Here is an 11,008-nt window from a genome sequence, read left to right as displayed (position 1 = left end):
ACCAATAAAGGATGTAGCACTTGCTACATCCTTTATTGGTATTGTTATTTTATCGGTGATTTAATTTATTCTTAATAAATTAAGCCGTAGAAAAAGACTACTAAAATAATAATTGGTAACACATATTTTACATAGTTAAACCAAATATTTACTGTAGTTGGTCCGGCACAGTAAGATAACTCTTTTTTTGCTTCGTCTTTTAAGCAAAAGCCAGTAAAGATACAAGTGCCAAGAGCCGTAAGTACAAAGAGAATATTTCCAGAGGTAAAATCAAACCAATTAAAAATATTATCATCAAAAGTTGAAGGAATATTACCAAGAATAAAAGTTCCCACTAAAACTACAGCAATTGAAGCTTGACGATTTAAGCGAGTTTTTTCTTGGAGAGCGGTAATTAATACTTCATATAGAGTTACTGAAGTAGTTAAAGCTGCTACTAAAAGTAGAGTAAAGAAGATTACCGCAAATACTGCACCAAAAGCCATTTTACTAAAGACAATTGGTAGAGTTTTAAATACAAGCGATGGACCTGAATCCGGAGCTAAACCAAAAGAGAAAAGTCCAGGGAAGATCATAAAGCCTGCCATTACAGCAATTAAGGTATTAATAACTGCAGTAATAATAGAGGTTTTTACGAGATCCTCTTCTTTTGAGAGGTAAGAACTTAAAGTAATTAATACCCCAAAGCCTAGACTTAAAGCAAAGAATACTTGCCCTAAAACAAAGATAAAGAGCTGTGGCGTAATTTTACTAAAATCTGGTTTTAAGTAGAAGATTACCCCTTCCATTGAACCTGGTAAACTTAGATTACGAATTACCATAATTAAGAGGAAGAGGAAGAGCAGAGGCATTAAGAATCTTACACTTCGCTCAATACCATCGATAATCCCTTTTGAGAGGATAAACCAGTTAATGGCTACAAATAATGCCGTATAGAGGGTAATCATATACGGAGATCCAGCAATTGCTTGGTCATAGAATTGACTGGTGAACTCTCCAGTTACCTCTTGTCCTATAGGTAAGGCTCCACGAATAATATCAAAAATGTAACTAAAGACCCAGCCACCAATTACCATGTAGTAGGCGATAATCCCAAAACATCCTGCCAGTCCCATGTAGGCTACAATTTTCCACCAAGGAGAGATCTTTTTGCCATTGGCAGTACCACCAAAGGCGTCAACTGAGTTAACTTGGCGACGACGACCAATTACATTTTCAACAAGAATCATCGGAATCCCGATAACTAACATACAAATACAGAAAAGTAGCACATAAGCTCCTCCTCCGTTTTGTCCCACTAAGTAAGGAAAGCGCCAGGTTGCTCCAAAGCCAATGGTAGCTCCTGCCACGGTCAAAATATAAGTAACTCTACTTGACCATGTTTGTCTTTCATTTGCCATATAGAACTCCAGTAGAGTGTTTTATAACGTAAAAAAACACAAGTAAATATTTAATTTTTCTTTGAGATAAGGATTGCTAAAAATAACAACTTTGATTTCTTTAAGGAAAATTTTAAAAAATCGCCTTATATTATATAAAAAGCTGAGGGGAATAATAGCTTTTAAAGTGATTTTACTAGTAAAATCATGGAAAATAATCTTAAAAAAGTAAAGCGAAAGAAAAATTCCGCAAGAAGTAGACATAAAATCCCTTAACCTAAAGAGAAGTACATTTAGGTAAAACCTAAAATAGGTTAAGAGCAAGATTTTATCTCAAAAAGAAATTACCTAAGCGTGTTGCTAAAGAATAGTGAGCTTTTGCTTGAAAAAGTCTAAGATTTTTAGATTGAAGTTTTGAAATTGATTATTGATTTGGGCTACAGAGGGGTAGCCAGAGATAACTTGTCTTTTTGTACGACAAGAATAATTTACTTTGGAAAGGAGATTGGGAAGAAAAAATCTTTAGCTGTATAGTCCGCCGATTAAGAGAAAAAAATTATCCACAATGTATGTGCTGAACCTGTGATAATAATTTTCTGATAACTAAAGCCAGAATAACGTTTTCCCTACATTATCCCTTATTTAGTTATCCAAAACCATACAGCTAAAGTAGCGGATCGGAAGAAAAAAGGACGCATGATAGGCAAGCCTATCCAACTTCACCCTTGTAGCTTTGGTTATCTACTATAGGCCAGATACAGTAGATTACAAGGACTTAAGCCCCGAAGTTGTTGCGTCCTTCAACCGATGGGTACAAATCTAAATTCCTTAAGGAATTAGGTTCTTTATTGCTAAAGAACTGGTTCTCGTACCAGGACTGCATAAAATGGAGTTCTGATACTCTAGAGAGAACGAATTTGTACCTAAGAGTTGCATAAATCCTTTTGCAATCACGTATCTGACCTTTGGTCATGCAAAAGAGATTTATGATTGGAGAGTGAACTCTCCTTTGAGCTTTTAGCAATACTTACCTTTTTGGGGCTTAATAAAAAAGAGTATTACTAAGAGCAATCGGTAGTCCCTAACCACAAAGTAAATTATTCATAAAAAAGTAAATAATTTAAACTTATGAGGCTAGAGCTTGATCAGCTTCCACATAAGGGAGAGCAAAGGCTTGTGCTACTCCTGGGAAGGTAATATGACCTTGATAAGTGTTTAAGCCAGCTTTTAAAGCGGGATCAAGAGTACAAGCTGCGACTACGCCTTTAGAGGCTAACTCTAAACCATATTTTAAGGTAGAGTTAGTAAGAGCAATAGTTGAAGTACGAGCAACACAGCCTGGCATATTTGCCACACAATAGTGTACAACTCCATCTACAATGTAGACTGGGTCATTGTGTGTAGTTGCTTTACTAGTTTCAAAACAGCCACCTTGATCTATGGCAACATCTGTAAGAATCGCACCTGGTTTCATGAGTTGTAAGTCTTCACGACGTACAAGTTTTGGAGCCTTGGCACCTGGAATTAAAACTGCTCCGATTACGGCATCGGCAGTAGGTAACTCAGCAAGAATGTTTTCGCGCGTAGAGAAGAGAGTTTTTATACGCATATCAAACATTTGATCTATATAGGCAAGACGATTAGCGTCTACGTCCATAATGGTTACATCTGCTCCCATGCCCATAGCAATTTGAGCTGCATTTAAACCTACAACCCCGCCTCCTAAAATCAGTACTTTACCTTTAGGAGTACCTGGGACGCCACTAAAGAGAACTCCACGTCCGCCAAAAGTAATTTGACTAAATTTAGTAGATTCTATAGCAGCTAAACGCCCTGCAATTTGGCTCATAGGTTGTAAACAAGGGAGACCTTGAGGAGTTTTAATGGTTTCATAAGCTATAGCAGCAATGTTTTTGGCAACTAACATTTCTGTTAATTCACGATCAGCTGCTAAATGAAGGTACGTATATAAAATAGTATTTGGCTTGAAGTAATGATATTCTTCGGCAATAGGTTCTTTTACTTTAATAATCATTTGCGCTTGTGCAAATAATTCAGCTTTAGTAGCGAGAACTGCCCCTGCATCGAGATAATCTTGATCGGTAAAGCCAATGGCCACACCTGCTTGATGTTCAATATACACCGTATGTCCAGCTTCAACATAAGCTCTTACATTATCCGGAGTTAAACCTACACGGTATTCTTGAACTTTAATTTCTTTTGGGCAACCGATAATCATACTTATTCCTCACTTAATCAAAAAAGGTAAAAGTTAAAGTCCCCTAACTATTCTTAAACTCATAACTCTATGCAAGCTAATCTCATTAAAGCAAGTGATGAGATCTCATCTTTAATTAAACTATTAATTTGCGGATAGAGGTAGTATGGCTTTATATAAAGTTCTTATATAGTGTTTCTATATAAAGATAAAGTTAAGAAATAACAGTTAGTTTTCAATCATCTAGTATAGTTGGCGGTGATTTAAATTGCTAGGGCTTTAGGAGAGCAAAAGCTCAAACTGAGAAGCCGGTCACAATAAAAATTATCGTTTGTCCTTTTTTTGATCTTTTTTGATCCTTTCTTGATCTAAGTAAGAACATTTTTGGCAATTAAGCACAAAAAATGTGGATGAATTCTGTAAAAAATTTATGTTTGGTTTTAGGAAAGCTACAAACCTAAAAGTTCATAAATTTGGTTTATAAATATAGTATAAAAATTGGCCTAAATTTTATCTGAATTGCCGGTCCTGTCGGCGTAGGAGAAGCTTGGATCTCCCCAGACAAAACATAAGAATACCAAGAATTAAAGCAAATTGCAAGGGGAAAAAATCGAATCATTTGAGCTTTTTTTGATCAAAGAATAGACATTTTTCTAAAACTCGGGATAATGTCCTGTAAAAATGAATTTAGCTCTTATTCTTTCTGAGGTTTTTTGAGGTAAAAAAGCTGAGATAATTTTGTATCCGCTTCGCAAAAACTCGCTTTGCAAGTTAGATTTTTTACTAGCTTCTAAATTTTTTGTAATTTTAAATTGAGATGTTTTAAATTTATTTTATGGTTAATTTAAGAGGTCAGATTTAAAGAACTTAAAAAATTAGGTGGAGAAAAAAAGTAACTAACTCAGATTTAGATTTGTAAATAAAGGTGAGTATAAAACGAGATGATCTATATCTATACTTATACATTATCACAAATTTCCAAGATTATTGAAAAATCAGCAAAATACTATAAAAATTGTTGTTGCCTACTAACAGTTTTTCCAAGTTTTTTCACTAAATCCTTAGTTAGTTGTGTGGGATCTCATAAAATTTGTCATCTTATCTAAGAGGAGTAAGCTTTTGTTTTTTAGAAGTTTGAAAAATAGTAAGAAAATAAAGGGGGAGAAGTTGTAAGGAAAGAGAAGTAAGTAGCAAGATAGGTAAAGAATTAGAAAAAGTAGCAAGAGGCATTAAAAAAGCCCTAAAAAGCACTAAAAAAGCCCCAAAAAGTTTAAAACTTTAGGGGGCTTAAAGATAGGATACTTAAATTATGGTTATAGCGCTAAGCCATAACTAAGGAAATTAGTATAACTAAGTCCCTATCTTTATTTTATCAAAAACTAAGCAAAAAATTCATCGATATTTGCAGTAAATAAAGAAGCAGCGGTTAAGTCAGGCGTAAAGTCTTCAGAGACGTCAATTAATAAAGGCTCAACTAGAGGTTGAAGATTCTTTTGCTTAAAGACTTGAGCTAGTTGTTTAATTGCTCCATTGTAAGTGTCATAATCACTTGAACCTATACCTATAAGGAGAAGTTTCTCTAAGTTTGGTAAAGGTTGCTCACTTGCTTCGAGAGCTTCAACAAAAGGAACAAAGCTATCAGGATATTCACCAGCTCCATGGGTACTACAAACAATTACTAAGTGACTAGCATCCTGAATTTGTTCTAAGCTTGGCGAATGTAATAATTGAGCTTCAACTTGCTCTCCTTGTGGGAGTTTTGCAAATTCTTCAACTATAGTTTCAGCAGCTACTTCTGCTGTACCGAGAGTTGAACCAGAAACAACATAAAATTTCATAATTTTTTATAAGAAAAGATAAAATTTGTGAATGGGAGGAATAACTAGAATTATAGCAAACTCGAGATTAGAAGTTTTAAAATCTTTGTTCCTCTCTTAGTAATTAACTGCTGGTGGTGTATCTAGATTACGTTTAGCTAATTGATTTTGTAAAATTTGGTAAATAGTTGCGGTGGTTGGACTTTTAAAGCCTTGTTCTCCTAGCGACAATTTACCATATACTTTTTTACTATCTTTACCTATGAGTAAAGGGGGATTAGTAGCTTGAGGATTAGTAACGGAATATTCACTATTAGGGTTACCATATTTGCCACGTAGATTATAAATCGAATTAGTTTTGATTTCGCTATAGTAAACCGAGGCATAATTTAAAATTGAGTTGGAAGCTCGTGTTGAACAGTTTAAGCAGCCAAGAAAAGTATTCTTGCCATCATCACTATAGATATACATAGCTTCGAGACCATCAAGCGTATTATTACGAGCTTGAGCTGGTAGACTACTTAGGAAACCACAAGTAATTAAAGCTACGAAGAAAACGTAAATAGATTTAGGTAAGTGCATATGCAAAAAATTAGTTGAGGTTATAAGGTTAAAAAATGATCTAATGATACTTGATAAAAGCTTACAAACAAGTAGGATAAAAGTTTACAAACAAGTATGAAAACAGTTAGATTTAATTTTTAAAGTTCAGCTCAAAGTTTATTCTGAAAACTTTTTTATAAAACTTTGGAGATTTGCTGGAAGTTGAGAAAAACTCTTCCCTCGAATTTTGTGTTCGTTTTCACGTAAAAACGTTAGTACTTTACGATAAGCTTGAGAATTATTGCCTACAGGAATTCCTTTAACACAAAAGCGTCCATAGTTGAGTTTGGTATAACGTCCAATTACCACGGGAGCTTGAGGATTACAACCGGAAGCAAAAGCGGAGCGAGGACTAGAAACACTTCCGTAAGCACTCATGCGATTCCAAATCGAAGCTTTCCCAAGATAATTATAGAAACCATACTTGCCTCGATCATTCCAAATTGAATTAGCTTTTTGGGGAGAGCAATTGAGACAGCCAAGATAAACATTAGCCTTGCCTTGACTATTGAGACCATAAATTTCTAAGGGTTCTGCAAGAACCAAGTTACTATTCAAAGTAAAGATAAACAGTAAAAAGAGTTTTATAGGATTAAGCATAAAAGTCCTTAAACGTAAAAGATGGAATTACTTTTTATTATATCTTTTTTATCTTGTTTAACACTTTAATTTGTCTTATTTGCTATAATAGCAGTTTGATTCTCAAAGATTAAGCATAAGGAATTTTTACGTATGACGGCAAAAGATAATACTTCAGAATCTATAGTAACTAATGCTACAGAGACCTCAACTCGAGCGTCTAGTTTTTCTATAAGTGAAATTGAAGATCTTGAAGCTCGTAAACGTTTAAGTTCAGCGAATCTTTATGCTAGTGATCTTGATCCGGACGATGATGAAGAAGATGATGAAGATGAGTTAACTCGCGTAGCAACTCCTACCAGTCAAGTTTTGAGTAACCAATCTTCAAGTAGTCAAACTCCGAGTATCCAAAATCCAAGCAGTCAAACTCCAAGCAATCAGGATTCAACTAAGAGTCAAGCTCAAGAAGTTCCAGCTACTTCTACTCAGAGTAACCAAGAGGTACAAGTTTTTGAGCAAGATATCCAAGTTCCTCCTGTTTTTGATCCTGCAGAGAATGAATTAGTTCCTCCAGCTACTTTTGAACAAGAGTTTCAACAATCTTTGCAAGGACGTGGAGAGTTTTTTGATCCAGGAGCAATGATTGGCGGACAAAACTATGGTGGAGAAGCTGGTTTTACTGCTCCACAAGAGCAAGGAGAACCTGAGAGTTTACCTTTTGATTATAGCATTTATCAACGCTACTATGACCCCCAACAAGGTAATACTAAAAATCCTCCAGTAACTTTTTCGCAAAACGAAGAAGAGTATCTTGCGAAACGAGCTATTGTTGAAAACTGGCGTCAAAACAAGTTTGAAGAAAGTGAGTTTCCTCTAACTCGTTTTGAGGTTGAACTTTATTATCAATACCCAGAGCTAACTCCAGAACCAACCCAAGTTTCTTTCCAAAAACACAGTTTAGCTTGGGTAAAAGTAATTCATGAACATAAATTCGATTGTTACTTTATGGATACCGAGACCACGGGGATGACCCGTGAGGCAGGGAAGCAACCATCAGAAGGGCACAGAATTATTACTCTCGGGATGGTACCTATGCTCAATGATAAGCTAGATATCAATGATACGGCGAGCATGGTTGATGAAGTGTTTAATCCTGAAGAAGTAGAAATTGAACACGAAGCTTATAAGGTTCATGGCTTTAAAAACAAAGATCTAGTTGATGCTCCGATTTTTACGAGTTTTGCCGAACGCTTTATTCGTTTAGTTATCGGAAAAGTACTAATTATTCATAATGCTCCCTTCGACCTTTCATTCGTGAATATGGAATTAAAGCGTGCGGGATATAACTTTGAAGTTGAAGATATTTGTTTAGTGATCGACTCTTTAGTTTTAGCTCGTAGTCTTTATCAAGGTCGTGCTTCACTTGATGCCCTCTCAGAGCGTTTTGAAGTCCAAATTGCCCGTGAACTCCATGGAGCTTTACTCGACTCCATGATTCTTGCTGAAGCTTATACGAGAATGCTTAACTCTTTACAAGAAGAGTGGTTTATTGACCGTAACAAAGGTTTCCGTAGTCCGATTATTTGGAATTTTGAAGATGAAGATACTCCACCTTTAGAACCCGAATTATTAGCTTTAGCTCAAGGATTGGAAGTAACCTTAACCGAAGAAGAGTTGCAACGTCACGAACAATTTTGCGAAGAGTTCAATATCCAAAATACTTATAGTTTAATGTCGCAAGCTCGTCTCCTCAAATTACAACAAGAGCAAGAGGCTTTAGCAGAGCAAGAAGAGGAACAAGAAGCAGAAGCCGAGTATGAGGAAGAAGAACAAGAGTTAGCAACTCCAGAATAAATACAATTTAGAGTTTGTTTTTGCTTTATAAAGACTTGACCCCTAGCTTATAATAGAAGGACAAAAGCAAACAAAACTAAGAGACAAGAACACATGTTAGTAGAAAAAAAAGCACAAGCAAAACTTCCAACAACTTACGGAATTTTTGAGATAATGGTTTTTGAAGAAGTAGCTAATGGTAAAGAACATGTAGCTATGGTAATGGGTGATTTAGGTGACGGTGAAAAAGTACTAAGTCGTATTCACTCAGAATGTTTAACCGGAGATGTGTTCCACTCTCTCAAATGTGACTGTGGCTTTCAGTTACACACAGCAATGAAAAACATTGCTGAAGAGGGGCGTGGGATCTTAATTTACCATCGTGCTGAAGGACGTGGGATAGGTTTAACGAATAAAATCAAAGCCTATGCGTTACAAGATACTGGACTAGATACTGTAGAAGCTAATGAAGCTCTAGGTTTTGCTCCAGATATGCGTGATTACAACGCTTGTGCGCAAATTTATGAAATGCTTGGGGTTAAGTCGATTGAACTTATGACCAATAACCCTGAAAAATTAGAAACTATGCGTAAGGATGGGATCAATATAGTTGCTCGTCGTCCTTTAGTAGTAGGAAAAAACAAATATAACGAAGACTACTTACGCATTAAAACAGAAAAAATGGATCACCTATTTACCTCAGCTGATTTAAATGCGGGAAATATGCATTTAAGTTTTGAGAATGACTGTGGTAATGATCTAACTGCAAACAAAGAAACTACACCAACTGAAGAGAAAAAATAATTTCTTGAGGAAAGAGCAAAATGGCAAAAAAAGAAAAAATGATCACTGTTGGTAAACTAGGTTCAACCTATGGTTACAAAGGTTGGATTCGTGTTAATTCCTTTACTGAAGAACCAGCAAATATTTTCTTTTATAAAAATTGGTTTGTAAATATTAACAATACCTTAACTCCAGTACAAGTAGAAAGCTGGAAAGTACATGCAAATCATTTAGTATGTAAACTTGATTGTTTAGATTCTTTAGAAGCTGCTAAAGCATTTAATAATTTGTTTGTTTATGTAAAAAATGAAGATTTACCTGAATTAGATGGTGAGTACTACTGGAAAGATTTAATGGGCTGTAAGGTATTTACACCTGAAGGTTATGAGCTAGGTACGGTAATGCAAATTATGGAAACAGGAGCAAATGATGTTCTTGTGCTTCAAGCTCCGTTAAATGATGCTTATGACCGTAAAGATCGTATGGTACCATTTATCGAACAATATCTAGTTTCAGTAGATATTCATGAAAAGAAAATTGTGATTAACTGGGATCCAGAATTTTAAGAATAAAAAAGAACCTTAAACGAAAAAGTTTAGGGTTCTTTTTAATTTAAAAAGTAACCGAAGTTGATTACTAAGGTTTATCAAATGCACTTTGATATTTAGCAGGAGTTAATTTGTTTTTCCACCCAGATATATTTGGTGAGTCGTAAGATATTCTTGAGCCATAAAACATTGATATCATGAACTCTACTTTTTTAATATTCCATTTGTTTAAATCACTATTAAATTTTGTAGCTCCTCGGAACATACTACTCATAGTAGTTACTTTTGAAGTATCCCACTTGCTTAAATCGCTATTAAAGTTTTTCGCATTATAGAACATATAATTCATGGAAGTTACGTTTTTAGTATTCCATTGACTTAAATCACTGTTAAATTTTGTTGCATTATTGAACATTCCTGTCATATTAGTAACTTTTGCAGTATTCCACTTACTTAAATCACTGTTAAAACTTTTAGCTTTTAGAAACATACTGTACATGTTAGTGACTTGTGAGGTATCCCATTTACTTAAATCACTATTAAATTTTATAGCTTCATAGAACATACCACCCATATCAGTAACATTTGCAGTATTCCATCGACTTAAGTCACTATTAAACTTTTTAGCACGATTGAACATTACACTCATATCTGTTACTTTTGAAGTATCCCATTTGCTTAAGTTACTATTAAAGTTTTCAGCCCATGAGAACATCGCTTGCATGTTAGTTGTATTTGCTGTATTCCATTTACTTAAATTACTATTAAAGTTTGTAGCACTAGAGAACATAAACGACATATCAGTTACATTTGAGGTGTTCCATTTGCTTAGGTCACTATTAAATTTCTTAGCTCCAGAGAACATCCAACTCATGTCAGTTACATTTTGAGTATCCCATCTGCTTAAGTCACTATTAAAGCTTATGGCATCAAAGAACATATAACTCATATTAGTGACATTTGATGTACTCCACTTACTTATGTCGCTATTAAAGCTTATAGCTCTAAAGAACATATGACTCATATCAGTTACATTTTGCGTATTCCATTTACTTAAATCACCATTAAAATCTTTGGCACAAGCAAAAGTTCCTTTCATTGAAGTAGCATTTGAAGTATTCCAGTTACTAATATCTATATTAATTGTATATTTATAATCGCAAAGAAGGTAAGAATTGTTTTCAGGTTTTATGTAATGAGCAAAAAGAAAATCAAAGTTTTTGATACGAGAAACATCAATAAAGTTTA

At 34.7% G+C, this 11,008-nt stretch carries 9 protein-coding genes; 3 read left to right on the top strand and 6 right to left on the bottom strand.

What is annotated here, in order from left to right; genetic code table 11:
• Nucleotides 1-71: 71 nt before the first annotated feature.
• The 5 genes from CKF59_RS05000 to CKF59_RS04980 all read right to left on the bottom strand — a co-directional run bounded on the left by CKF59_RS05000 (nt 72) and on the right by CKF59_RS04980 (nt 6,617).
• A complete protein-coding gene (locus CKF59_RS05000) occupies nt 72-1,400 on the bottom strand; it encodes a sodium-dependent transporter (RefSeq protein ID WP_119534871.1) in 1,329 nt (442 codons plus the stop codon).
• A 1,105-nt stretch (nt 1,401-2,505) separates the two neighbouring features.
• Nucleotides 2,506-3,618 carry an alanine dehydrogenase gene (ald, locus tag CKF59_RS04995; RefSeq protein ID WP_119534870.1) on the bottom strand — a complete coding sequence of 371 codons (1,113 nt, stop codon included), beginning with the start codon at nt 3,616-3,618 and terminating at the stop codon, nt 2,506-2,508.
• Nucleotides 3,619-4,976: 1,358 nt separating this feature from the next.
• Nucleotides 4,977-5,435 (bottom strand): flavodoxin domain-containing protein, encoded by a 459-nt coding sequence (locus tag CKF59_RS04990; RefSeq protein WP_119534869.1) that lies wholly within the window; start codon nt 5,433-5,435, stop codon nt 4,977-4,979.
• A 96-nt stretch (nt 5,436-5,531) separates the two neighbouring features.
• Nucleotides 5,532-5,996, bottom strand: coding sequence for a hypothetical protein (locus tag CKF59_RS04985; protein ID WP_119534868.1), 465 nt, complete (start codon nt 5,994-5,996; stop codon nt 5,532-5,534).
• Between the two features lie 138 nt (nt 5,997-6,134).
• The gene (locus CKF59_RS04980) at nt 6,135-6,617 is read right to left on the bottom strand and encodes a hypothetical protein (RefSeq protein WP_119534867.1); all 483 of its coding nucleotides are present in this window, start codon (nt 6,615-6,617) and stop codon (nt 6,135-6,137) included.
• A 132-nt stretch (nt 6,618-6,749) separates the two neighbouring features.
• On the opposite strand from CKF59_RS04980, the gene CKF59_RS04975 reads away from it, so the two are divergent.
• The 3 genes from CKF59_RS04975 to rimM all read left to right on the top strand — a co-directional run bounded on the left by CKF59_RS04975 (nt 6,750) and on the right by rimM (nt 9,778).
• A complete protein-coding gene (locus tag CKF59_RS04975; protein ID WP_119534866.1) occupies nt 6,750-8,450 on the top strand; it encodes an exonuclease domain-containing protein in 1,701 nt (566 codons plus the stop codon).
• A 93-nt stretch (nt 8,451-8,543) separates the two neighbouring features.
• Nucleotides 8,544-9,233, top strand: coding sequence for a GTP cyclohydrolase II (ribA, locus tag CKF59_RS04970; protein ID WP_119534865.1), 690 nt, complete (start codon nt 8,544-8,546; stop codon nt 9,231-9,233).
• Between the two features lie 20 nt (nt 9,234-9,253).
• A complete protein-coding gene (gene rimM / locus CKF59_RS04965) occupies nt 9,254-9,778 on the top strand; it encodes a ribosome maturation factor RimM (protein ID WP_119534864.1) in 525 nt (174 codons plus the stop codon).
• A gap of 70 nt (nt 9,779-9,848) precedes the next feature.
• Here the strand turns inward: rimM and CKF59_RS04960 are convergent.
• A partial coding sequence (locus CKF59_RS04960; protein ID WP_119534863.1) for a BspA family leucine-rich repeat surface protein occupies nt 9,849-11,008 on the bottom strand: 1,160 nt, incomplete at its 5' end.

The sequence above is a fragment of the Psittacicella gerlachiana genome (assembly GCF_003585965.1).
Classification (GTDB): Bacteria; Pseudomonadota; Gammaproteobacteria; order Enterobacterales; family Psittacicellaceae; genus Psittacicella; species Psittacicella gerlachiana.
The sequence above is the reverse complement of the archived record's forward strand: the minus strand, read 5'-3'. Positions and strand labels throughout refer to the sequence as shown.